At 58.9% G+C, this 23,747-nt stretch carries 17 protein-coding genes and 1 pseudogene; 7 read left to right on the forward strand and 11 right to left on the reverse strand.

Going from position 1 to position 23,747, the window contains the following annotated elements; all coding sequences use genetic code 11:
- Positions 1-161: 161 nt before the first annotated feature.
- From ACP7E4_RS29335 to prlC, 5 genes are all read right to left on the reverse strand, one after another.
- Positions 162-1,694: a SulP family inorganic anion transporter gene (locus ACP7E4_RS29335; protein WP_426119660.1), complete on the reverse strand. Its 1,533-nt coding sequence runs from the start codon at positions 1,692-1,694 to the stop codon at positions 162-164.
- Positions 1,695-1,789: 95 nt separating this feature from the next.
- Positions 1,790-2,521 (reverse strand): carbonic anhydrase, encoded by a 732-nt coding sequence (locus ACP7E4_RS29340; protein WP_426119658.1) that lies wholly within the window; start codon positions 2,519-2,521, stop codon positions 1,790-1,792.
- A gap of 224 nt (positions 2,522-2,745) precedes the next feature.
- Positions 2,746-3,804, reverse strand: coding sequence for a PA0069 family radical SAM protein (locus tag ACP7E4_RS29345; protein WP_426119657.1), 1,059 nt, complete (start codon positions 3,802-3,804; stop codon positions 2,746-2,748).
- Positions 3,805-4,015: 211 nt separating this feature from the next.
- Positions 4,016-4,303, reverse strand: coding sequence for a YheV family putative zinc ribbon protein (locus tag ACP7E4_RS29350; protein ID WP_426119656.1), 288 nt, complete (start codon positions 4,301-4,303; stop codon positions 4,016-4,018).
- Entirely contained in the window at positions 4,300-6,351 is a 2,052-nt protein-coding gene (gene prlC / locus ACP7E4_RS29355; RefSeq protein WP_426224906.1) for an oligopeptidase A, read from the reverse strand. Before prlC ends, ACP7E4_RS29350 begins: the two co-directional genes overlap by 4 nt.
- Before the next feature lie 90 nt (positions 6,352-6,441).
- On the opposite strand from prlC, the gene ACP7E4_RS29360 reads away from it, so the two are divergent.
- From ACP7E4_RS29360 to ACP7E4_RS29370, 3 genes are all read left to right on the forward strand, one after another.
- Positions 6,442-6,990, forward strand: a complete 549-nt coding sequence (locus ACP7E4_RS29360) for a gamma carbonic anhydrase family protein (RefSeq protein ID WP_020293388.1) — start codon at positions 6,442-6,444, stop codon at positions 6,988-6,990.
- Positions 6,991-7,150: 160 nt separating this feature from the next.
- Positions 7,151-7,801 carry an HAD hydrolase-like protein gene (locus ACP7E4_RS29365; protein WP_426119653.1) on the forward strand — a complete coding sequence of 217 codons (651 nt, stop codon included), beginning with the start codon at positions 7,151-7,153 and terminating at the stop codon, positions 7,799-7,801.
- A gap of 120 nt (positions 7,802-7,921) precedes the next feature.
- The gene (locus ACP7E4_RS29370) at positions 7,922-9,856 is read left to right on the forward strand and encodes an acetyl-CoA hydrolase/transferase C-terminal domain-containing protein (RefSeq protein WP_426119651.1); all 1,935 of its coding nucleotides are present in this window, start codon (positions 7,922-7,924) and stop codon (positions 9,854-9,856) included.
- A 77-nt stretch (positions 9,857-9,933) separates the two neighbouring features.
- Here the strand turns inward: ACP7E4_RS29370 and ACP7E4_RS29375 are convergent, their stop codons facing one another.
- The 4 genes from ACP7E4_RS29375 to rep all read right to left on the reverse strand — a co-directional run bounded on the left by ACP7E4_RS29375 (position 9,934) and on the right by rep (position 14,570).
- The gene (locus tag ACP7E4_RS29375; protein WP_426119649.1) at positions 9,934-10,752 is read right to left on the reverse strand and encodes a sulfite exporter TauE/SafE family protein; all 819 of its coding nucleotides are present in this window, start codon (positions 10,750-10,752) and stop codon (positions 9,934-9,936) included.
- Between the two features lie 100 nt (positions 10,753-10,852).
- Positions 10,853-11,737: an MBL fold metallo-hydrolase gene (locus ACP7E4_RS29380; RefSeq protein ID WP_426119648.1), complete on the reverse strand. Its 885-nt coding sequence runs from the start codon at positions 11,735-11,737 to the stop codon at positions 10,853-10,855.
- 210 nt (positions 11,738-11,947) lie between these two features.
- Complete coding sequence (locus ACP7E4_RS29385; protein WP_426119647.1) at positions 11,948-12,517, reverse strand: xanthine phosphoribosyltransferase; 570 nt, start codon at positions 12,515-12,517, stop codon at positions 11,948-11,950.
- A 43-nt stretch (positions 12,518-12,560) separates the two neighbouring features.
- Positions 12,561-14,570, reverse strand: a complete 2,010-nt coding sequence (gene rep, locus ACP7E4_RS29390; protein ID WP_065832549.1) for a DNA helicase Rep — start codon at positions 14,568-14,570, stop codon at positions 12,561-12,563.
- Positions 14,571-14,786: 216 nt separating this feature from the next.
- On the opposite strand from rep, the gene ACP7E4_RS29395 reads away from it, so the two are divergent.
- On the forward strand, positions 14,787-16,454 hold the full coding sequence (locus tag ACP7E4_RS29395) for a putative bifunctional diguanylate cyclase/phosphodiesterase (protein ID WP_426119645.1): 1,668 nt from the start codon (positions 14,787-14,789) through the stop codon (positions 16,452-16,454).
- Between the two features lie 50 nt (positions 16,455-16,504).
- On the opposite strand, the gene ACP7E4_RS29400 is transcribed toward ACP7E4_RS29395, so the two are convergent.
- The gene (locus ACP7E4_RS29400; protein WP_426119644.1) at positions 16,505-17,884 is read right to left on the reverse strand and encodes a NorM family multidrug efflux MATE transporter; all 1,380 of its coding nucleotides are present in this window, start codon (positions 17,882-17,884) and stop codon (positions 16,505-16,507) included.
- A 157-nt stretch (positions 17,885-18,041) separates the two neighbouring features.
- Between ACP7E4_RS29400 and ACP7E4_RS29405 the strand changes: the two genes are divergently transcribed.
- Both ACP7E4_RS29405 and ACP7E4_RS29410 read left to right on the forward strand, forming a co-directional pair.
- Positions 18,042-18,962: a LysR substrate-binding domain-containing protein gene (locus tag ACP7E4_RS29405; RefSeq protein ID WP_426119642.1), complete on the forward strand. Its 921-nt coding sequence runs from the start codon at positions 18,042-18,044 to the stop codon at positions 18,960-18,962.
- 196 nt (positions 18,963-19,158) lie between these two features.
- Complete coding sequence (locus ACP7E4_RS29410; RefSeq protein ID WP_426119640.1) at positions 19,159-21,135, forward strand: methyl-accepting chemotaxis protein; 1,977 nt, start codon at positions 19,159-19,161, stop codon at positions 21,133-21,135.
- A 120-nt stretch (positions 21,136-21,255) separates the two neighbouring features.
- Here the strand turns inward: ACP7E4_RS29410 and ACP7E4_RS29415 are convergent.
- Positions 21,256-22,116, reverse strand: a pseudogene (locus tag ACP7E4_RS29415) (YifB family Mg chelatase-like AAA ATPase); the annotation flags it as partial.
- Positions 22,117-22,150: 34 nt separating this feature from the next.
- On the opposite strand from ACP7E4_RS29415, the gene ACP7E4_RS29420 reads away from it, so the two are divergent.
- Positions 22,151-23,737 carry a recombinase family protein gene (locus ACP7E4_RS29420; protein ID WP_426119639.1) on the forward strand — a complete coding sequence of 529 codons (1,587 nt, stop codon included), beginning with the start codon at positions 22,151-22,153 and terminating at the stop codon, positions 23,735-23,737.
- Positions 23,738-23,747 lie beyond the last annotated feature (10 nt).

Raw genomic sequence — 23,747 nt, forward strand, 5'->3', positions numbered from 1 at the left:
TCTGAACCGACGCCTTCCCGGCTAAAGCCGGTCCCACTGTGGGACCGGCTTTAGCCGGGAAGACGGCATTCCAGTAGACGCAAATGCATCGGCTGTACGTCCAGATCCGTTGGAGATTCCATGTTCGCGGGCAAGCCTCGCTCCAACGGGGGGCAGCTTGCTCAACCCACCGCTGATCCAATCCCCACGGTGGTCCGCACACGGCCTTCCAGTCGACGCTTCAGCCCGCGCGGTTCGATGATCAATCGCGAACCCTGCGCAGCGTTGGCCCGGCCCCATTCTTCCAGCAATTCCAGGCATGAATGGTCTATATAGCTCAGGTTGTTCAGCGGCACATGCAACGTGGTGCCGTTGGGCACGTTGCCCAGCGCCTTGGTCAACGCCGGCACCTTGAGGAAAGTCGCAGCGCCTACCAGACGCAACTCCATTTCACCTTCGGCATCCAGCGGGATCAGGCTGATCTTCAAGCGCGACGCCTTCAGCGCCAGCTTGACCAGCGTCAGGCCAAAACCCACCAGAACGCCGGTCAGCAGATCGGTGAAAATGATCGCCGCAGCGGTCGCCGCGTAAGTGAACATCGGCATGCGGCCATAACGACCCAGACCGCGAAACGCCTTCAGGTCTACCAGCTTCAAGCCGGTATACACCAGAACACCCGCCAGACTCGCGACCGGAATGCTTTGCAGCACACTGGACAGCAGCAACACGAAAGCCAGCAGCCACACGCCGTGAAAGATCGCCGACAAGCGCGTGCGCGCACCGGCTTGAACGTTGGCGGAGCTGCGTACGATCACGCCGGTCATCGGCAATGCACCCAGCAATCCGCAGAGCATGTTGCCCACACCCTGGGCGCTCAGTTCCTTGTCGAAATCCGAACGCTGGCCGTCATGCATGCGATCCACGGCGGCCGCCGACAGCAGGGTTTCCGCGCTGGCAATGAACGCCACGGCGAAAGCCGCCACCAGAATCGCCGGGTCGGCCAGATTCAGCAGGTCCGCAGGGCGCAGCCAGTCGATGGCTTCAGCCAGGTTGTCCGGCACCTGAACCCGCTTGACCTGCAACGCCAGCGCCAGGCTGGCCAGTGTCGCCACGCCGACGCCCAGCAAAGCACCCGGTACGAAGCGCAGTGATTGCGGCCGCCATTTATCCCACAGCCACATGATCAGAATCGTACTCAGGCCGAGGATACCGGCCTGCATGCCGGTGCCTGGCCCGATGGCCTGAATCAGCGTCGCGGGGAAGCCGACAAGGTTGTCCAGGCCGGAGGGTTTCGGTCCGCCGTCGAACATCACGTGAACCTGCGACAGCACGATCAGCACGCCAATGCCGGCCAGCATGCCGTAGACCACCGCTGGCGCCGTGACCCTGAACCAGCAGCCGAGCTTGAAGCGTCCGGCCAACACTTGCAGGAGTCCGGCGAGCAGCAGGATCGGGCCCAACATGGCCATCCCGTGTTCACGCACCACCTCGAACACTAATACCGCGAGGCCCGCAGCCGGGCCGCTGACCTGCAACGGCGAACCTGCCAGCCAACCCACCACCAAACCGCCAATGATGCCGGTTATCAAGCCTTTGGCGGGCGGCATGCCCGACGCAATCGCGATCCCCATGCACAGTGGCAGCGCCACCAGGAACACCACCACGGAAGCCAGTAGCTCCCGTGGTAAAACAGATTTCAGTTGAGCGATACCCATGACGAGTCTCCGGATTTCTTCAGACGTGACAATGCCGTGCGGCGCGCGATGCACGCGAGCCGCCACGGATTTGTACGAGTTTTAAAAGCGCGTCGTTAGAAACGCGGTTTCGGCGTGGCCATCGGTGTCGGATGGTCGCCGTCCAGAGGCAGGAAACAATCTTGTTCCGCGTCGTAGGCTCTGATGGCACAGGTCTCGATGTCGTAGACCCAGCCGTGGATGAACAGCTGTCCACTGGCCATTTTTGACGCTACAGAAGGGTGAGTACGCAAGTGCTGCAATTGGGCGATGACGTTCTCTTCGGTGAGAACATGCATGGTCTCGGTCTCGCCAGCGCAGTTGCAGTTGTCTTCGACCACGATGCGCGCGACTTCAGCGTGGCGTAACCAGGCTTTGACCGTCGGCATTTTTTCGAGGGTGTGCGGGTTGAGTACTGCGCGCATGGCGCCGCAATCGGAGTGGCCGCAAATGATGATGTGGTGAACGCCCAAAGCCAGTACCGCATATTCAATGGCTGTGGAAACGCCGCCATTCATGGGGCCGTAAGGCGGAACCACGTTACCGACGTTACGGGTAACAAACAGATCGCCCGGCGAGCTTTGGGTAATCAGCTCCGGAACGATGCGTGAGTCGGCGCAGGTAATGAACATCGCCCTGGGTTGCTGGGCGTTTGCGAGTTTCTTGAACAGTTCTTCCTGCTGCGGGAAGACGTCGTGCCGGAAATGCTTGAAGCCATCAACAATATGCTTGAGTGCAACGTCGGCGGATTCGGCTTGCGGTCGTTCGTCCGCCAGTGCAGCCGAAGCCTGCTTATCCATGTCGTTCATGTCTCATCCTCTTTGACGGATTGATGTGGATGGTAGCTTTGAGGCTGTCAAAGCGGCGCGGTGCACATTCCATTGTACGAGGCCGCAGACTCATTGCGTGTTACACACTAACCGGCAAAACTTAATTGAAACTTAATGCAACGCTCTAGTCCGCTACTCATGGCGATACGACATTATTTTATTTGCCGACGTTCACTGGACTGATCGACTCTACCGCTTGCAGGTTACAACAACGACATCTGCCCGCCCGGCGGGCAGAACGCCTCGCTATCCAGATTGAAACTCTCGCGCTTGTTCAGTCCGAGGCGCTTGATTGCAATACTGTAGCGCTGGGCCAGCAGATCGGCAAAAGGACCTTCGCCGCGCATGCGCACGCCGAAGCGGCTGTCGTAGACCTCGCCGCCGCGCACCTGCCGGACCAGACTCATCACGTGCTCGGCGCGCTGCGGATAATGTGCCTTGAGCCATTCGTCGAATAGCGGCGCAACCTCCAGCGGCAAACGCAGCATCACATAGCTGGCGCTCAGCGCTCCGGCAGCCTTGGCTTCACTGAGCAGGCTTTCGAGTTCCATGTCATTGATCATCGGAATCATCGGCGCACACAGCACGCCCACCGGAATCCCGGCGTCACGCATCACCCGAATCGCCCGCAAACGGGCCTTCGGCGCTGCGGCGCGGGGTTCGAGGATGCGCTTGAGCTCGTCATCCAGTGTGGTCAGGCTGATGAACACCGAGAGCAAACGCTGTTTCGCCAGTTCGGCCAGCAAGTCCAGATCGCGCAGGATCAGCGAACCTTTGGTGATGATGGTCACCGGATGCCGGTAGCGCAGCAGCACTTCCAGTACGGCGCGGGTGATCTTGTATTCACGTTCAATGGGCTGATACGGATCGGTATTCGCCCCCAGGGTAATCGGCGCGCATTTGTAACCCGGCTTGGACAGCTGCTGTTCCAGCACGGCGGCGGCATTGGTTTTGGCGATGAGTTTTGTCTCGAAATCCAGGCCCGGAGACATATCCCAATAGGCATGGCTGGGGCGCGCGTAGCAATAAATACAACCATGCTCGCAGCCGCGATAAGGATTGATCGAGCGATCGAAGGGAATGTCCGGCGAGCTGTTGCGAGTGATGATGCTCTTGGCAGTTTCGCTGGTGACCTGCGTGCCTTGGGTCATGGGCACTTCCTGATACCAGCCGTCATCCTCGGCAACCGAGCGATTCGGCGCGAAACGATTGTGCGGATTGCTGGCCGTGCCACGACCACGAGGCGGGAAAATCAGCGACATGGGGATTTTCTCCTTATCTGTATGTATATACAGTACAGGAGAAGACAGAAGTTTTGCTACAAGATGATCAGCGGCCTATCTGTTTGCAGGAAATCCCTGTGGGACCGGCTTCAGCCGGGAAGACATCATTCCTGACGCAACATATGCACCGGATGTAGCGACGCCTTCCCGGCTGAAGCCGGTCCCACATGCCCTGCGGCGGCCATTGGGATCAGCTGGGATCAACCGGCTTTTTCAGCTTCGGATTCGGGAAGAACTGCACGCCCTGGACCTTGGGGTCAGCAGGCTTGACAGCAGGTTTGTTGACCCGCGTACCGAGTTCCTTGGGAATCGACTGACCTTGGGCATTCAAGGTGTCGCTGTAGCCGCAGCCCACGCATTCACGATGAGGAACGTCGTTTTCGTTCCACATCATGAGTTTGTCGGGCTCGCTGCACGCCGGGCAGACAGCCCCGGCGATGAAGCGCTTCTTGGTAATGACTACCGGTGTATCGGTCATGCTGCCACTTCCTCACTCAGGCCACTGTGGCGCAAGAGTGCGTCAATCGACGGCTCGCGTCCGCGGAAGTCGACGAACAGCACCATCGGCGCCAGCGAACCTCCACGGGCCAGAATCGCTTCACGGAATGCGCGACCGGTTTCGGCATTGAGCACGCCATCTTCCTCGAACTTCGAGAAGGCATCGGCGGACAGCACTTCAGCCCATTTGTAGCTGTAGTAACCCGCTGCATAACCGCCCGCGAAGATGTGCGCAAAGCTGTTCGGGAAGCGATTGTAGGCAGGCGGACGCATCACCGAGACTTCGTCGCGAATGCCTTCGAGCACCTGCGCCACGCTGCGGCCATCGCCATGGGTGGCGTGCAATTCGAAGTCGAACAGCGAGAATTCCAGCTGGCGAACCATCATCAGGCCGGACTGGAAATTCTTCGCCGCCAGCATTTTTTGCAGCAGATCCTGAGGCAGCGGTTCGCCGCTCTCGTAATGACCGGAAATCAGCGCGAGGCCTTCAGGTTCCCAGCACCAGTTCTCCATGAACTGGCTCGGCAACTCGACCGCATCCCACGCCACGCCATTGATGCCCGACACACCGGCATGTTCAACGCGGGTCAGCAGGTGATGCAGGCCGTGGCCGAATTCGTGGAACAGCGTGGTGACTTCATCGTGGGTCAGCAGCGCTGGCTTGCCAGGCGAAGCGGGCGTGAAGTTGCACACCAGATTGGCCACCGGGCTTTGCAGCTGACCTTCTGCAGTGCGGCGACGGTCGCGTGCGCCGTCCATCCAGGCACCACCACGCTTGTTGGCGCGGGCATACAGATCGAAGAAGAACCGTCCGACGTGCTGACCGTTTTCCTTGATCTCGAACAGACGAACGTCCGGATGCCAGGTGTCAAAGCCCTTCTGCTCGGCGATTTCGATCCCGTATAAACGCTGCACGATGGCAAACAAGCCGCCGAGCACTTTGTCGATGGGGAAGTAGGCGCGCAAGGCCTCCTGGGAAACGCTGTAGCGCTGCTCACGCAGCTTCTCGCCATAAAAACCGCTGTCCCAACTTTGCAGATCCGGGCAGCCTTGTTCGGCGGCATACGCCTTGAGCTGTTGCAGATCCTGCGCGGCAAATGGCTTGCTGCGTTTGGCCAGATCCCGCAGGAAACTCAGCACTTGATCGCTGGATTCAGCCATCTTGGTCGCCAGACTCAGCTCGGAGAAGCTCGCAAAACCCAACAATCTGGCCAGTTCCTGCCGCAAATCGAGAATCTGCTCCATGACCGGACCGTTGTTGTTCTGACCGGCATTCGGGCCCTGGTCCGACGCACGGGTGCAATACGCCGCGTAGATTTCTTCGCGCAGGGCGCGGTCTTCGGCGTAGGTCATCACCGCGTAGTAGCTCGGAAATTCCAGCGTGATCAGGAAACCTTCCAGATCCTTGGCCTTGGCGGCGGCCGCCATTTGCTGTTTGGCCGAATCAGTCAGACCCGCCAGCGCGGATTCGTCAGTGACCAGTTTGGTCCAGGCCTGAGTCGCATCCAGCAGCTGATTGGAAAACTGGCTGCCCAGCTCGGACAACTTGCTCTGCACTTCGGCGTAGCGCTTCTGCTGTTCTGGCGGCAGATCGATGCCGGACAGGCGGAAATCACGCAGCGAATGTTCCAGAATGGTTTTCTGCGCCACGTCAAAGCCAGCGGCTTCCGGGCTGTTGGCCAAGGCCTCGAAGGCCTGGAACAGCTCGCGGTTCTGGCCCATTTCCGTGGAATAAGCGCTCAAGGCTGGCAGGCACGACTCGTAGGCTTCGCGCAGTTCGGCGCTGTTGCACACGGCGTTCAAATGACTGACCGGACTCCAGGCCGCGCCGAGGCGGTCGTTGAGTTCGTCCATCGCCAACACCAGCCCGGCCCATGTAGGCTGCGAGCCTTGCTTGACGAGAATGTCGGCAATCGCAGCGCGGTTGTCGGCAATGATCTGTTCAATGGCAGGTTTGACATGCTCGGCACGAATCGCCGAGAAAGGTGGCAGGTCGTAGGATTGCAGAAGAGGGTTGTTCGCGCTCACGGTTTTGCACCTTGGCTGGAAGAAACACCCACGCATCTTAATTACAATCGGCGCGGTCCGCAGCTATCAGCGCCAAAGAAGGAGCCTATCGTGGCCATCCGCAGCTTTCAGAATCACACGCCAGCCCTTGGCGAACGGGCGTTCGTCGATCATTCGGCCGTGGTACTCGGCGATGTCGAGATCGGCGCCGACAGCTCTGTCTGGCCACTGACCGTCATTCGCGGCGACATGAACCGCATCCGTATCGGCGTGCGTACCAGCGTGCAGGACGGCAGTGTGCTGCACATCACCCACGCCGGGCCGTTCAACCCGGATGGTTTTCCATTGCTGATCGGCGACGAAGTGACCATCGGCCACAAAGTGATGCTGCATGGCTGCACTGTCGGCAATCGCATCCTGATCGGCATGGGCAGCACGATCATGGACGGCGCGGTGGTCGAAGACGAAGTAATCATTGGCGCGGGCAGCCTGGTGCCGCCGGGTAAAACCCTGGAAAGCGGCTTTCTTTATGTAGGACGCCCGGTCAAACAGATGCGGGCATTGACCGAAAAAGAGATCGCCTTTTTCCCTTACAGCGCCGCCAATTACGTGAAGCTCAAGGATTTGCACCTTGCTGAGGGCTTTGATCAGCCGTGCTAAATCCTCGTGGGGTTCTAGTGGGACTGGCCTCGTGGGACCGGCTTTAGCCGGGAAGAGGCCGGTTCAAACAACGCATCTGTATCGTCAGAAATGCCGCCTTCCCGGCTAAAGCCGGTCCCACGCTGACAACAGCTGAACCTGGAAAAACCTTGGGAGTTCTATGCATTACCAAAATATTCTGTTCGACCTTGATGGCACGCTGACTGATCCGCGCCTGGGCATCACCCGTTCGATCCAGTTTGCGCTGGGCAAACTGGGCATCGACGAACCCGATCTCGCCAACCTCGAACACTTCATTGGCCCGCCGTTGTTGCAGCAATTCATGCTCGCCTACAACCTCGACGAGGCCAAAGCCTGGGAAGCCGTGGGGTTCTACCGCGAGCGTTTCAAGGTCACCGGGCTGTATGAAAACCTGGTCTTCGACGGTGTGTTCGCGCTGCTGGACGAACTGGCCGACCAAGGTCGCAATTTATTCATCGCCACGTCCAAGCCTTGGGTCTTCGCCCACGAAATTGCCCGCCACTTCGACTTCGCCCGGCATTTCAAGGTGATCTACGGCAGCGAACTGGACGGCACCCGCACCGACAAAGTCGAGCTGATCGCGCACCTGCTCGCCGAAGAAAACCTCGATCCCAAACAAACCCTGATGATCGGCGACCGCAAACACGACCTCATCGGCGGCCTGCGCAACGGTCTGGACGTGGCCGCGGTAGGTTATGGTTTTGGCAGCCATGAAGAGCTGCAAGCCGAATCGCCGACCTATCATTTTGCGACGCTGGCTGAGTTGCATGCGGCTTTTTTGAAGCGATAAATCAATTCTGTGGGAGCGAGCTTGCTCGCGAACATAGAATCTCCAACGAGCGTCGTATGCAGCAAATTCACTGAACGCCCGGTCCAAGCTCCATCGAACAACAAAACCAGGAAGGAACCGATGCCGCAGTCCTGTTCCATTGACCAAGCCGTCGCGCAGGTAGTCGCGCAGTTACCGGCGCATATCCACATGGGCATTCCCTTGGGGCTGGGCAAGCCGAACCGGTTCGTCAACGCGTTGTACCAACGGATCAAGCTGCTGCCCGACCGGCAATTGACCATTTATACGGCGCTCAGCCTTGGCCGGCCTGCGGTGGGCGAGGGTTTGAAGGAGCGGTTTCTCCAGCCGTTTCTGCAACGGGTTTTCGATGATTATCCCGAGCTTGAGTATCTGGCCGATCTGCACCGTGACAGCCTGCCGCCGAATATTCGCGTGCAGCAGTTTTTCATGCAGCCGGGCAGTCTGCTCAATAGCGCACCGGCGCAGCAGGATTACATCAGCAGCAATTACAGCCATGCGGCGCGGGACATCAATGCCAATGGCCTGAATCTGGTGGCGCAACTGGTCGCCCGTGATGAGCAGCGGCCGGGCAAGCTGAGTCTGAGTTGCAACCCGGACGTCACCCTCGATTTGCTGCCGATGATCGCCAAGCGCCGCGCGGCTGGGGAAACCGTCCTGTTGCTCGGCCAGGTCCACGTTGACCTGCCTTATATGCCAGGCGATTCGGAACTGGCTGTTGAGGACTTCGATTTCCTGTTGGAGGACGACGAGCGCAGCACGCTATTTTCGACGCCGAACATGCCGGTGGGTTATCAGGATCATTTCATTGGTCTGCACGCCAGCACGCTGGTGCGCGACGGCGGCACGTTGCAGATCGGCATCGGCGCCATGGGCGACGCTTTGACCGCTGCGTTGCTGGCCCGGCAAGCCGATAACGAAACCTATCGCGCCTTGCTCGCCGAGTTGAATCTCAGCGACTGGCAAGTCTTGATCGACCGCGAAGGTGGCGTGCTGCCGTTCGTTTCCGGGCTATATGGTTGCAGCGAAATGTTCGTCAACGGCCTGTTGGTGTTGGTCGATGCCGGGATCATTCGGCGCAAGGTCTACGCCGATGTGATGCGTCAGCGCGAGGCCAACGAGGGCACGCTGGACGAAACCGCACACACCGACGGAGTTATCGTGCATGGCGGGTTTTTCCTCGGGCCGCAGAGTTTTTATGCCCGTTTGCGTGAGTTTTCCCTGGAGCGTCTCGGCCAGTTCAACATGACCGCCATCAGTTACATCAACGAGCTGTATGGCAATGAAGAGCTCAAACGCCTGCAACGCCGCGACGCGCGCTTTATCAACAGTGTGTTTACCGTGACGCTGATGGGCGCAGCGGTGGCGGATCAACTCGAAGACGGGCGGGTTTTGAGCGGTGTCGGCGGCCAGTACAACTTTGTTGCTCAAGCCCACGCGCTGGAAGGCGCACGTTCGATTCTGATCCTGCGCAGCTGGCGCGAAGCGGGCGGCGAGGTCAATTCGAACATCGTTTGGGAATACGGCCACACCACGATTCCCCGGCACCTGCGGGACATCATCGTGACTGAATACGGCATTGCCGATTTGCGCGGCAAAACCGACTCCGCCGTCATCGAAGCCATGCTCAATATCAGCGACTCGCGTTTCCAGGTGGGCTTGATCGAGCAGGCGCAAAAAATCGGCAAGCTGCCCAAGGATTTCCGCCTCGACCCGCGCTTCGCGCAGAACTCCCCCGAGCGCTTGCAGGCGATTGCCGAGCAGTTTTCGCAGTTGTTTACCGAATACCCGCTGGGCTGCGACTTCAGTATTGAAGAGCGCGATTTGCTCAGGGCGCTGAACTGGCTGGAGAGCAAATTCAAGCTCACGGAAATCCTCGAACTGGGCAAAGCCACGCTGGACGCCCCGGAACCTTCGGCATTCCCGGCGCAGCTTGAGCGCATGCAACTCGATCAACCGCAGGGTTTGAAGGAAGAGCTGTATCAGCGATTGTTGTTGGCAGGGTTGCAGAGCACGGCCGGATCACAATCCGTGTAGGAGATTCCCGGTCGTCCAGACTCCGCTGTCGGGAAACAAACACCGGCCCCGCTCCAACGAGTTGCGTTCCGTCAGCATCAGGCAGACATCACACTCACCACCAACATCAGCCCCGCACCGATTCCCACCACGGCAAACAGCTGCCGCAATCGCGGCCCGGCGAGGTAGCGGGAAATCTGCCGTCCGGCGACCAGGCCGACCACCGCGCCTGCTGCAAATGGCGCGCCGACGGCCCAGTGCATCACGCCGCTCAGCGTTGCGGTGATCACGCTGCCGAGGGAAACCAGGGCAATGACCGCCAATGAAGTGGCCACCACGCTTTTCATGTTCAGGTCGGTGTAGCGCGTCAGCGCCGGGATTATCACGAAGCCGCCGCCAACCCCCAGCAATCCGGATAACAGGCCCGCCAGCATGCCGGTCAGCGTCAGCGCGCGCAGACACGGCATGGTCCAGCGCAAGCGACCTTGCAGCGGGTTCAGGACACAGGGCAGAAAATCCGGGCGGGTGGCTGACGGACCGTGGCGCAGTTCGCAGCTGGCTTTGCGGAAAATTCGCACGCAGGCATACATCAAGACCGCCGAGAACAGCAGCGCCAGCGGCGTGTTCGGCAGTTGATGGGCAAGCCACAACCCCAGCGGCGCGATGACGATGCCGATGCTGGCGATATAGCCCGCAGCGCGATAGCGCACGATGCCTTCGCGCAAACCCAGAATCGCACCGACCGCCGACGCCAGGCCGACTGCCAGCAATCCCACGGGCGCGGCCTCGACCATCGACAGGCCAAGACCAAACACCAGCAATGGCACGGCGAGAATGCCGCCACCGGCCCCGGTCAACGCCAATATCGCGCCGATCAACGTGCCCAGGCCTGCGCCCAGGAGTTGGTGCTCGTTCATGCGCCGTCCGCAATGCCGGTCGCGTCGCCGTCAATGATGACTGGGCGCCGGAGGTCATTGGGTGTTTGCATGGCATCGATTCCAGAAATGAGTGGCCGGTTCAAAGGACGTTCAGCGGAATTTTCAGGTAACTGATACCGTTTTCTTCCGGCTCCGGAAGGTGGCCGCAGCGCATGTTGATCTGCACCGAAGGCAGGATCAGCACGGGCATGTCCAGGGTCGCATCGCGGGCTTCGCGCATTTTCACGAAGGCTTCTTCATCAATGCCTTCGTGGATGTGGATATTGTCGGCGCGCTGCTCGGCAACGGTGGTCATGTATCGCAGTTCGCGGCCGTTTGGCAGGTAGTCATGGCACATGAACAGTCGCGTGCTGGCCGGGAGGCTGAGGATTTTATGAATCGAGCGATACAGCGTGCGGGCGTCGGCGCCGGGAAAGTCGCAGCGCGCGGTGCCGTAGTCGGGCATGAATAAGGTGTCGCCAACGAACGCCACGGTTTCGCCCGCCACTTCCACGAGGTAGGTCATGCACGCCGGAGTGTGGCCAGGCGTGTGCATCGCCCGCGCTTCAAGCGTGCCGATCTGGAATGACCTGCCGTCGCCCAGTAGCACATCGAACTGGCTGCCATCGCGGGCGAAACTGCCCGGCGCGTTGAACAGCGCACCGAACACTTTCTGCACCTGGGTGATATGACTGCCGATGGCGATCTGCCCTTGCAGCTGGTCTTTCAGGTACGCGGCTGCGGAAAGATGATCGGCGTGGACATGGGTTTCGAGAATCCATTGCACCGATGCCTGCAGCTCCCGAACGCGGGCGATCAAGCGGTCGGCGGACTCGGTGCCGGTACGCCCGGACTTGGGGTCGTAGTCCAGCACGCTATCGATCAGGGCGCAGTGTTTGCTGCCCAGATCCATGACCAGATAACTGATGGTCGAGGTGAGAGGATCGAACAATGCTTCGATGTACAAGCGCTCGCCAATGATCATGGGGTCTCCAAAACGGTTGTTGAGGCTGGCGGGTTGGGTATTCCCGACACCCTGCCAGCAAACAAGGATTCTGGTAGGAGGGGACTCGTCTGACTGATGAGAACCCCGTGGGACCGGATTTATCCGGGAAGAGGCCGGTTCATTCACTGCATTTGGTCGTCAGAAATGCCGTCTTCCCGGATAAATCCGGTCCCACATGTTAGTAATTGCCTACAAAAATGTAACAACCCCGCCCGCCAGGGACTTCACTCGTGCCAGCGATTCGACACGATAACCTTGGGCGTCCAGTTCGGCGCGGCCGCCCTGAAATGACTTCTCGATCACGATGCCCAGCCCGGCAACGGTTGCGCCGGCTTGCTTGATGATCGAAATCAGCGCCTGGGACGCCTTTCCGTTGGCCAGGAAGTCATCGATGATCAGCACTTTGTCATTGCTGTTCAGATGCCGTGGCGAAATGGCGACGGTGCTTTCGGTCTGCTTGGTGAACGAATACACCGTGGCCGACAGCAGGTTTTCCGTCAGCGTCAGGGATTGATGCTTGCGGGCGAAGATCACCGGCACGCCGAGCCGCAGGCCGGTCATGATCGCCGGCGCGATGCCCGAGGCTTCGATAGTAACGATCTTGGTGATGCCCGAGTCGGCGAACAGCGTGGCGAATTCATCGCCGATCAGCTGCATCAGCGCAGGATCGATCTGATGATTGAGAAACGCATCGACCTTCAACACCTGGTCGGATAAGACGATGCCTTCATCGCGAATTTTCTGGTGCAGTGCTTCCACGTCGGTTCCTCGGCTGCGCTGATGTGCGCAAAAAAAGTCAATTCTAGCGTTTGAGCATGGCACGAATATCCGCCAATGCCGTATTGCCGCGCACGGCTTTCACTTCAGTGGGTGTGTCGTCGTTGCCTTCCCAGGCCAGATCGTCCGGGGGCAGTTCGTCGAGGAAGCGGCTTGGCGAGCAATCGATGATCTCGCCATATTGCTTGCGCTTGGCGGCAAAGGTGAACGCCAGCGTCTGGCGCGCGCGGGTGATGCCCACGTAAGCCAGGCGCCGCTCTTCCTCGATGGTGTCGGCTTCGATGCTGGAGCGGTGCGGGAGAATTTCCTCTTCCATGCCCATGATGAACACGTAAGGAAATTCCAGGCCCTTGGAGGCGTGCAAGGTCATCATCTGCACACCTTCGGCGCCGTCTTCCTCTTCCTGCTGACGTTCGAGCATGTCGCGCAGGACCAGCTTGCCGATGGCCTCCTCAATGGTCATGGTGCCTTCCTCGTCTTTTTCGAGGGTGTTTTTCAACGCCTCGATCAGGAACCAGACGTTGCCCATGCGGTAATCGGCGGCCTTGTCACTGGAGCTGTTCTGCCGCAGCCAGTTTTCATAATCGATGTCCATGACCATGCTGCGCAGCGCGCCAATCGGGTCGTCCTGGGCGCATTGCTCGCGCACGCGGTCCATCCAGCGTTTGAAACGCTGCAAACGGTCGGTGTAGCGGCTGTCCAGATGCTCGCCCAGGCCGATTTCGTCGGTGGCGTTGTACATCGAAATCTTGCGCTCGGTGGCGTAGTTGCCGAGTTTTTCCAGGGTTGTCGAGCCGATTTCCCGACGCGGCACGTTGATCACGCGCAGGAAGGCGTTGTCGTCGTCCGGGTTTACCAGCAAACGGAAATACGCCATCAGGTCTTTCACTTCCTGACGTCCGAAAAAGCTGTTGCCACCTGACAGACGATACGGCACCTGATGGTGCTGGAGTTTTAGCTCGATCAGTTTCGCCTGATAGTTGCCGCGATACAGAATCGCAAAATCGCTGTAAGGCCGATCAGTGCGCAAGTGCAGGCTGAGAATTTCCACGGCCACACGCTCGGCTTCGGCGTCTTCGTTGCGGCAGCGGATCACGCGAATTTCATCGCCATGACCCATCTCGCTCCACAACTGTTTTTCGAAGGCGTGGGGATTGTTGGAAATCAGCACGTTGGCGCAGCGCAGGATGCGGCTGGTGGAGCGGTAGTTCTGCTCCAGCATGACCACTTTCAGCGACGGATAGTCGTCCTTGAGCAGCATCAGGTTTTCCGGCCGCGCGCCGCGCCAGGCATAGATCGACTGGTCGTCGTCGCCCACCACGGTGAACTGGTTGCGCATGCCGATCAGCAACTTCACCAGCAAATACTGGCTGGCGTTGGTGTCCTGGTATTCATCGACGAGCAAGTAACGGACCTTGTTCTGCCACTTTTCGAGAATGTCGGCGTGTTCCTGGAAGAGTTTCACCGGCAGCAGGATCAGGTCGTCGAAATCCACTGCGTTGTACGCCTTGAGCGTGCGCTGATAGTGGGTGTAGACGATGGCGGCGGTCTGCTCCTTGGGGTTGCGGGCGTTGGCCAGGGCTTCGGGTGGCAGGATCAGGTCGTTTTTCCACGAGCCGATCATGTTCTTGATCTCGTCGACCCCATCGTCGCCGGAATACTCCTTCTGCATGATGTCGGTCATCAGCGCTTTGACGTCAGTCTCGTCAAAGATCGAGAAGCCCGGCTTGTAGCCCAGCCGCGTGTGCTCCTTGCGGATCACGTTGAGGCCCAGGTTGTGGAAGGTGGAAACGGTCAGGCCACGGCCTTCGCCAGCGCGCAGCAAGGTGCCGACCCGCTCCTTCATCTCCCGCGCAGCCTTGTTGGTAAAAGTCATGGCGACGATGTATTGGGCACGAATGCCGCAATTCTGGATCAGATGAGCAATCTTGCGCGTGATCACACTGGTCTTGCCGGAGCCTGCGCCGGCGAGCACCAAAAGAGGGCCGCCGACGTAGTTCACGGCTTCTTGTTGCCGGGGATTGAGTCGGGACATAACAGGGAGAGGGTCACAAGCGAAATGGGCGGGCATTTTAACAGGCTGCGACGTTTGTGCGGCCACCGTCCGCCCCTGTACTTGCACTAAATATCGCTGCGCTATCTAATCCTGTAAGTTTTGTTACATTTGCGTACCAGTGCGCTGTAAAGGCGCTGGTTTGGCCCCGCTTCTTTGGGCTTTTTTGCTCGTCCTTGACGAGCCTAGGGAGCTAGCTTGTCTACGCTTTTCCAACCCGTGCGACTGTTATTGCTGGCCCAAGAGCCGGAATGGCAAGCATTGCTGCGCGTTTGCCTGGTTCCGCTGGATGGCATTGAATTGCTGTGTGGCGCGGACTGGAGTGAGGTCAGCGAGCATATTGTCGACCAGAGCAATACGGTATTGCTGACCACGCCCGCGCTGCAACCTGCGCCGGGGCGCTGCAGTTTGCCCGTCGTAATGCTGCTGGAGCAGGAACCGCCTGTCGGACCGGTCGGCGCTGTCGACTGGCTGGTGCGCGGCAGCCTGACGACTGACACCGTGCGCCGCTGCCTGCGGCATGTCCGCGAAAAAGGCTTGCTGGAAGACACACTGCAACGCCTGGCCGAACAGGACACGTTGACCGGCATCGCCAATCGCCAGGGTTTTCAGACGTTGCTGACCGCGCGTTTGCTGGAAAACGAAGGCCGTGGGCTGGCCCTTGGGCATCTGGATCTGGACAATTTCCGCCGCGCCAACGATGCCCTTGGTCATCAGGCGGGTGATCGGTTGATTCTGCAGGTCGTGGCGCGCCTCAAAAGCCAGTTGGAAGTTGGCGATCAGATAGCCCGTTTGGGCAGTGACGAATTTGCCTTGTTAATTGACACGCGGCGGGCGCCACGCCGCGCCGAGTGGATGGCTGAACGCATCACCGAAGCGCTGGCCGAGCCGTACTGGGTCGATGGCGAAAGCCTGCTGATCGGCTGCAGCCTGGGAATCGCCCACTCGCGCGCCCTGGCCGGGGCTGATCCGTTGATGTGGCATGCACACATCGCCATGCAACAGGCCAAAGGTGTTCAGGGCTGCACCTTTCATGTCTTCAACGAACGCATCAATCGCAATGCCCGCAGCCTCGCCGATCTGGAAAGCGAACTGCGTCGGGCGCTGCGGCGTGACGAGCTGGAATTGCACTATCAACCCAGGCTTTGCCTGACCAGCGGGCGCATCGTAGGCCTGGAAGCGCTGGTGCGCTGGCGTCACAAGGAACGTGGCTTGTTGCCGCCTAGCGAATTCGTGCCACTGGCCGAGCAAAGCGGCTTGATTGTGCCGCTGGGCTACTGGGTGATTTCCCGAGCCTTGCGCGACATGCAAGCGCTGCGCGAACTCGGCATGCCGCCGCTGCACATGGCAATCAACCTGTCGTTCCGCCAGTTTCAGGACAATCAGTTGCTGGCGACGTTGAGCCGTTTGATTGCCGACCGTGGCGTCGATGCGCAATGGCTGGAGTTCGAGCTGACCGAAACCGCCGTCATGCGCCGTAGCGATCTGGTCAAGCACACCATGGATGCGCTGGGCAGGCTCGGCGTGCGCTTTTCCCTGGACGACTTTGGCACCGGCTTTTCGTCGTTCGTGCATCTGAACAGCCTGCCCATTGCGCTGCTCAAGATCGACCGAAGTTTCGTCGCGGAAATGGAGCAGCGCGAAGAAAACCGCAAGCTGGTCCACGCCATGATCAATCTGGCTCACAACCTGAGCCTGGAAGTGGTGGCCGAAGGCGTCGAGAACGTCGAGCAACTGGCCTTGCTGCGCAGTTTTGGCTGCGATCAGGTACAGGGCTACCTCATCAGCCGCCCGCTGGCGATGCCGGGTCTGATTGAGTTCCTGACCTTCGATCAAGGTGTTTCGCGGTCGTTGAGTAGTTTTTGATCAGGAAAATCGCTTGAATTAACTGCGGTCCAACGGGCCCGGAACCGCGTTCAAGCCACCACTGCCGCACCCGCTTCGCGCCGTAACAACCGCGAAGTCTTCCTCTCAAACGCATAGGTCAGCGCCAGTGCCGAGCACAGCAAGCCGAGCGCCAGGCCCCACCACACGCCTACTGCGCCCTGATTCATATAGAAACCCAGAATCCACGCCGCAGGTGCTGCGACCAGCCAATAACTGGCCAGCCCGATCAGGAAGGTGGTCTTGGCATCCTTGAAACCGCGAATGGCACCCATGGCGATGGTTTGCGTGCCATCGAGGATTTCGAACCAGGCGGCAATCGCCAGCAGTTTTACCGCCAGATCGACAATGTCGGCGAACGCCGGGTCATTGATGTCCAGGAACAGCCCGATGATCAGGTGCGGCGCCAGCCAGAACAGCACGCCGAACGCGAGCATCACGCTGCCGCCGAAGACGATGCCCGCACGCCCGGCGGTCCGGGCCAGCAACAGATTGCCCGCACCGTAATGCTGGCCGATGCGCATGGTCACGGCGTAGGAAATGCCCACTGGAATCATGAACGCCATGGATACCGTTTGCAGCGCGATCTGGTGCGCAGCCATCTGCGTGCTGCCCATTGCACCCATGCAGAACGCGGCGAACGTAAACAACCCGGTTTCTACAGCGTAAGTGCCGCCAATGGGTAAGCCCAGGCGCCACAGCTCTTTGAGATGGCTGCGCGATAGCTGCCAGAAGCCCTGGCGAATCGGATAAGCCGCATAAGCCGGATGCCGCTGAATGTGCAGCGCAAGGATCAGCGCCATGACGTTGGTCACGATCGCCGTCACCAGCCCGATCCCCATCAAGCCCAGGTACGGCAACCCGAACAGGCCGTGAATAAACGCATAGTTGAGGCCGAAGTTGGCGGCCGCGCCGCCCAGGCTGATAGCCATGACCGGCCCGGCACGCCCCAGCGCACTGGTGAAACCGCGCAGCGCCATAAAGGTCAGCAAACCCGGCAGCGCCAACGGCAAAGTGATCAGGAACTGACCGGCCATGTGCACATTGTCTTCGGTCTGGCCCAGGTGTCGAAGAATCGGCTCCAGATTCCACAGTATCAACATCGCAATCAGCGCCATGCCCCACGCCAGCCAGATACCGGCCTGAACCAGCTGGGTCGCGCCTCTGCTGTCGCCTGCGCCGTGACGAATCGCGACCAGCGTGCCGACCGCGGCCATGACGCCAACGCAGAAAAACGAAATGAAGCTGTAACTGGCTGCGCCCAAGCCGCCGCCCGCCAACGCCTCGGGACCGATCTGGCCCATCATCACGGTGTCGGTGAACACCATCAACATGTGCGCCATCTGTGAAGCGATCAGCGGCCCGGCCAGGCGCAGGATGATCCAGAGTTCTTTGATGGCAGGTTGTTGCATGGCGATGGTGCTCGAATTCGAAGGTATTGATGAGCGGCACATTCTCGACAATTAGCCGCGCATGCACAAAGGGATAAATCAGATCAGTTGCATGAGTAAAACTCATGCTTGCGGATATGAGCTAAAGTTAGCTTTCCCCGCAGCAGGAAAGATCTGAATGGCCCGTAGTCTTGCTCCTCTCTATGCGCTTCGTGCATTCGAAGCGGCCGCGCGGCACAGCTCGTTCACCCGCGCTGCCGAAGAGTTATCCATCACGCAAAGCGCGGTCAGCCGACACATTCGTACGCTGGAAGAGCATTTCGCCTGCCGATTGTTTCAACGCAAGGGTCGCACCCTGCAACTTACCGAGGCCGCACGCACCTTGCTGCCCGGCGTGCGGGACGGGTTTTCGGCGCTGGAGCGGGCGTGCAGCACGCTGTTGAGCGACGAAGGTGTGCTGCGTATGAAGGCTCCGCCGACCTTGACCATGCGCTGGCTACTGGCGCGGCTCAGCCGTTTTCGCCATCTGCAAGTCGGTAACGAAGTTCAGCTGACCAGCGCCTGGGTCGAAATCGATGTGGTGGATTTCAGTCAGGAACCCTTTGATTGCGCGGTATTGCTCAGTCGCGGGCATTTTCCGGCGGACTGGGAAGCGATTTACTTGTTCCCTGAACTGCTGATTCCGGTCGGAGCGCCGAGCTTGCTTGAAGAGCTGCCCTGGGATATCGAGCGTCTGGCCAGCGCCGAACTGCTGCACCCGACACCGGATCGCCGCGACTGGCGAACCTGGCTGGAACGCACGGGTTTGTCAGCGCAGGTATCACTCAAGGGCGGCCAGGTCTTCGATACGCTGGAGCTGGGCATGATCGCTGCCGCCCGAGGTTATGGGGTGTCGATGGGCGATTTGCTGATGGTCGCCGAGGACGTGGCGCACGGTCGCATGAGCCTGCCGTGGCGCACCGCCGTGCACAGCGGCGAGGATTATTATCTGGTCTGGCCGCGTACGAGGCCCGGGACAGAGCGGCTGCGTCGACTGGGTGATTTTCTGCAAAGCGAAGTCCAGGCCATGGAGTTGCCGGACGTGGAAATTCTCAAGTAGATGGTCGGCGGATTTCAGTATCGCAATCGTTTGCTAATCCGACGGGTGCGCTCAAGTATTCATCTGAGTGGCCGATGTTGAGGGCATGGGAGCATTCGTACCAAAAAGCCAACGAAAAGCCCTAAAAATCAAATAGATAATTTACTGAACAGTCATTCGGGATCTAAAGATTCTAGCTGTTTGGTCAGGAGCCCTTATGTCAAAGCCCCGCGCTCGAATTGCCTCGCAACTCGGTATAGCTCTGGCCGTTATTCTGGCGGTTGTCATCAGCGGCAGTACCGTTTTTGCGTTGCGTTCACTGGACTCTGCCAACCTCGTCATTCGTGAAGAGCATATGGGCAGTGAAGCGCGGTTGCTGGCGGATCAGCTCACCACCTTTCATAGCACCTTGCGTGACAGCACCCAGCGCCTGGCCGGGTTGTTTGAAAAACGCTTCGCTGGTGGCCTGACTGTTCAGGCCGACAAACCTGTCACGGTCGCCGGGGTGCAGACGCCGGGTCTGTATGAAGGCGCCACAGCCCTGAACAATGACTTCACCGAAGTCGACAGCTTCCGCCAACTGACAGCCGGGGTTGCCACGGTGTTCGTGCGCAGCGGCGACGACTTTATCCGGATCAGTACGTCGGTGACCAAACAGGACGGCACGCGAGCCATTGGTACGCAACTGGACCACAAGAGTCCTGCGTATGACCGCTTGATCGCCGGACAAAGCTATGTCGGCAAAACCGTGTTGTTCGATCGCAATTACATGACGCAATACTCCCCGGTGCGTGACACCAGCGGCAAAGTCATTGCAGTGCTGTTTGTCGGCTTTGATTACACCGATGCGCAAAATGCTCAGTTCGAAAACCTGAGGAATTTCCGCATCGGCACCACGGGCTCACTGGCGCTGCTGGATGACCAAGGCCGCTGGCTGGTTCCACCGGCAGGCGCGCAAGCTCCGGAGCAGGCAGGCAAAACCGTCGCTGACGTCGTCAAGCAACCGGGCAAGGGTCAGTTCTGGAACGACACCGCTCAGGATTTCTACAGCGTTGCCCAGCCGTTCAAGGACGGCCCATGGACGGTGCTCGCGAGCATGCCGAAAGCTGAAATCAGCGCGGTGACCTGGAGCGTCGGCACGCAGCTGGCGATTGGCAGTCTGCTGGCCATGTTTATCGCGGTCGGTTCGGCAATCTGGCTGTTGCGCAGCAAACTGCAGCCGCTGTCCGATCTGGTGCGTCAGGCCGAAGCCTTGGGGGCCGGTGATCTGAGCGTGCGCCTGAATGTGTCCAGTCACGACGAAATCGGTCAGTTGGCGGGCAGCTTCAACAAGATGGGCGAGGCCTTGTCGACCATGGTTTCTCACATCCGCACTGCCGCGCAGCAAGTCAGCAGCCGCGCCCACGAATTGTCCGGCTTGTCGGGTGGTGCGTATGAAGGCATGGAGCAGCAGTCCGGCGAAATCACCAGCATGGCCGGTGCCGTTGAGGAGTTCAGCGCCACTTCCCTGAACATCGCCGACAATATGGGCAATACCGAACGTCTGGCCAGTGAAAATGCCCAGCAAACCCGTATCGGTCGCGCCTCGATGCAGGAAGCGTCCGCTTCCCTTGAGCAGATCGCTTCGTCGCTCAGCAGCACCGCTACGGTCATCGATACGCTTGGGCAGCGCTCACAGGAAATCGGCAGCATCGTCGGTGTGATTACCTCGATTGCCGATCAGACCAACTTGTTGGCCCTCAACGCAGCTATCGAAGCGGCGCGCGCCGGTGAACAGGGCCGTGGATTTGCGGTGGTGGCAGACGAAGTGCGCAGCCTCGCCTCACGTACGCGCAAGGCCACCGACGAGATTTCCGGCATGATCGCCAGCATCCAGCAGGAAACCGGCAACGCCATCAGCACGATGCAGGAGGGCAACGTGTTGATGCAGGAAGGTCTGTCGCGCAACGCCAAGGTCGCCGCCGCGCTGGCCCAGATCGACGAACAAAGCCGTTCCGCCGGTGAACAGTTTGCCGCTATCACCACTGCTACCCAGGAACAAAGCAGCACCGCGACCTTGCTCAGTAGCAACCTGCAAAGCATCGCCATGGCCAACACCGAACAGCGCGAAGTGGTCTCCCATCTGGCAGTGACTGCCGAAGAGTTGAATGCGCTGGCGGCGGAATTGCGTACTGAGGTTGATCGGTTCAGATGACCTTTTAACTCTGTGGGAGCGAGCTTGCTCGCGAATAGGTACATCCGACTGGCTCTTCGGTCTGAAACAATGCCTTCGCGAGCAAGCTCGCTCCCACAAAGATCATGTCGCCCCGCGCATTCAGTTACTCGAAAGCCGATACTGCAACGCCTCCGCGACATGACTGCGGTTGATCGCCTCGACTTGCTCCAGATCCGCCAGCGTGCGCGCCACTTTCAGCAAGCGGTGAGCGGCGCGCAGTGACAGCGTGAGGCGCTCGCAAGCCGTTTCCAGCCAGGCTTCATCGGCAGCAGACAACGCACAATGCTGGCGCAGGCCGGGCAAGTCGAGAAAAGCATTGGCGCAACCCTGACGACGCTGCTGGCGTTCCCTGGCTTGCGCGACCCATCTGGCGGCGCTCGCGGTGTCGTCGCCTTGCTGCGGCGAAGGATTGAGCGACGTTACCTCCCGCGCGACCGTCAGGTGCAGATCAATCCGGTCCAGCAGCGGGCCGGACAGCTTGTTGCGATAGCGCTGGATCTGCTCGGTAGAACAGCGGCAGCGACCGGTAGGCTCGCCCAGATAGCCGCAGGGACAAGGGTTCATCGCCGCGACCAGTTGAAAACGCGCCGGAAAGCGCACCCGATCCCGCGCCCGCGAAATAACGATATGACCCGACTCAAGCGGCTCGCGCAGCACTTCCAGAACACGGCGGTCGAATTCCGGAAGCTCATCGAGAAACAGCACGCCGTGATGCGCCAGGGTAATTTCCCCCGGCTGCGGACGACTGCCGCCGCCCACTAACGCCGGACCGGACGCCGAATGGTGCGGCTGACGGAATGGCCGCTGCGGCCAGTTCGTCAACGGAATCTGGCTGGCGACTGACTGAATCGCCGCGACCTCCAGCGCTTCATGTTCATCCAGCGGCGGCAGCAAACCGGGCAGGCGACTGGCGAGCAGGGTTTTGCCAGTTCCGGGCGGGCCGCTGAATAACAGGTTGTGATACATTACACCCATACAAGCATTCGAGACTATCGTGACTACTCCTCGCACCAAGGCCTATAGCTACATCCGCTTCTCAACGCCGGAGCAAGCGAATGGTGATAGTTACCGTCGGCAGCGCGCCGCAGCCGAAACCTACTGCACCCAAAATGGCTTGGAGCTCGTCAGGAGCGAAGACTATTTTTTCTTTGACAGTGGGCGATCCGCGTACAAAGGGAAGCACCTTGATGACACAGGTCAACTAGCAAGATTCCTAAGCTATGTGAAAGACGGAACAATTGATCCAGGATCTCTGTTGATTGTGGAGAGTCTCGATAGGCTGAGTCGCGAGCATGTCCGGGAAGCGCTTCCTCGTTTTTTGGATATCTTAAATAATGATATCCAGATATATACAGCGGCTGATAATAAGCTTTATACAAAGGACTATAATGACGTCGATCTTATAGTCAGTATCGTTCAAATGAGCCGGGCTCACAGCGAATCCAGTTTGAAAGGCGAGCGAGTTAGCAAGGCTTGGCAGCAGAAGCAAAAGGATGCGCGTGAGAGTAAGAAACCACTCGGTCGAGCTTGTCCGTATTGGTTGAAACTTGAAGGTGGTGAGTACGTTGAAGTGCCAGAACGAGTGCAGGTTGTTAGGCAGATTTTCAGGCTCGCCATATCTGGGCATGGTCATCGTGCAATCGCCAAACTCCTTAATTTAGATAACATACCTATTTTCGGCTCCCCCAAGAGGAATGCGTCAGGCCTATGGGGCAGTAGTTCTACAGGGAAAATTCTGTCAAATCGCGCTGTTCTTGGTGAATATCAACCGACCGGTCTTGTGGATGGCAAGCGTGCGAAGCTTGGTGAGCCCGTACTTGACTTTTTTCCTGCCGTGATCGATGAAGATTTATTTTTTCAGGCTCAATCAGCCAGATCCACGCGTAATGTTTCGAAAGCTACTAAAGCAGCGGTAAATTTCAATGTATGGCAAGGGCTAGCCAGGTGCTCCATGTGTGGCGAACCTATGCATTTGGTTAACAAAGGTCAGCTGCCGAAAGGCGGCAAATACTTGCGATGTTATGGAAGCGCCAAGGGCCGCTGTACCAACAAGTTAGTGGAAATCAGCAGGTCAGAGCGCGCCTTTATGGAGATATTAACAAAGGTAGATAGCTTGAGCCTTGTGCAGGACTCACAAGCTAAAATTCGAAAAGAAATAGCAAAAATTGATCTACAGCTAGATTTGGTTAAAAAGCGCCAAGCCGAGATTGAAAGTCAGATACTGGACGTCGGTGGTGATCTACCCAGCTTTATAGTTCAAGCTGCTTTTCGCTTTGAGCAAGAGTTGAAAGAGCTAAAGAGAAAAAAGGATGATCTTAAGCGTGATTCCCAGCAAGAAAAAATTATAAACAAGGAGGATTTTTTCGCAAGATTAGATCTTTTGAGCTTTGAGGGACGGGCAAGGGCGAACTACTTGCTGAAAGCTCTGAAGGTGCAAGTTCGGATCGAGCGTCAGGAAAAAACAGTGTGTTACTGCGCATTCCACGCCATCTGGCCACCCAGTCCACCAACATCCGGCCACCCGTTCCACGCTCATCCGGCCGGGCAGTCGGAGCGCAGCGACGCAGGTTTGCATTGTTAGTCTGAAGTCC

It is taken from the genome of Pseudomonas sp. DSP3-2-3, assembly GCF_049898225.1.
GTDB lineage: Bacteria > Pseudomonadota > Gammaproteobacteria > Pseudomonadales > Pseudomonadaceae > Aquipseudomonas.

Excerpts from the sequence above, each read along its gene's own strand:
- ACP7E4_RS29405 (WP_426119642.1), top strand. The coding sequence starts at position 18,042 with ATGGCCCGTAGTCTTGCTCCTCTCTATGCGCTTCGTGCATTCGAAGCG.
- rep (WP_065832549.1), bottom strand. The coding sequence starts at position 14,570 with ATGTCCCGACTCAATCCCCGGCAACAAGAAGCCGTGAACTACGTCGGC.
- ACP7E4_RS29410 (WP_426119640.1), top strand. The coding sequence starts at position 19,159 with ATGTCAAAGCCCCGCGCTCGAATTGCCTCGCAACTCGGTATAGCTCTG.
- ACP7E4_RS29375 (WP_426119649.1), bottom strand. The coding sequence starts at position 10,752 with ATGAACGAGCACCAACTCCTGGGCGCAGGCCTGGGCACGTTGATCGGC.
- ACP7E4_RS29365 (WP_426119653.1), top strand. The coding sequence starts at position 7,151 with ATGCATTACCAAAATATTCTGTTCGACCTTGATGGCACGCTGACTGAT.
- ACP7E4_RS29400 (WP_426119644.1), bottom strand. The coding sequence starts at position 17,884 with ATGCAACAACCTGCCATCAAAGAACTCTGGATCATCCTGCGCCTGGCC.
- ACP7E4_RS29350 (WP_426119656.1), bottom strand. The coding sequence starts at position 4,303 with ATGACCGATACACCGGTAGTCATTACCAAGAAGCGCTTCATCGCCGGG.
- ACP7E4_RS29340 (WP_426119658.1), bottom strand. The coding sequence starts at position 2,521 with ATGAACGACATGGATAAGCAGGCTTCGGCTGCACTGGCGGACGAACGA.
- ACP7E4_RS29370 (WP_426119651.1), top strand. The coding sequence starts at position 7,922 with ATGCCGCAGTCCTGTTCCATTGACCAAGCCGTCGCGCAGGTAGTCGCG.
- ACP7E4_RS29335 (WP_426119660.1), bottom strand. The coding sequence starts at position 1,694 with ATGGGTATCGCTCAACTGAAATCTGTTTTACCACGGGAGCTACTGGCT.
- ACP7E4_RS29345 (WP_426119657.1), bottom strand. The coding sequence starts at position 3,804 with ATGTCGCTGATTTTCCCGCCTCGTGGTCGTGGCACGGCCAGCAATCCG.
- ACP7E4_RS29380 (WP_426119648.1), bottom strand. The coding sequence starts at position 11,737 with ATGATCATTGGCGAGCGCTTGTACATCGAAGCATTGTTCGATCCTCTC.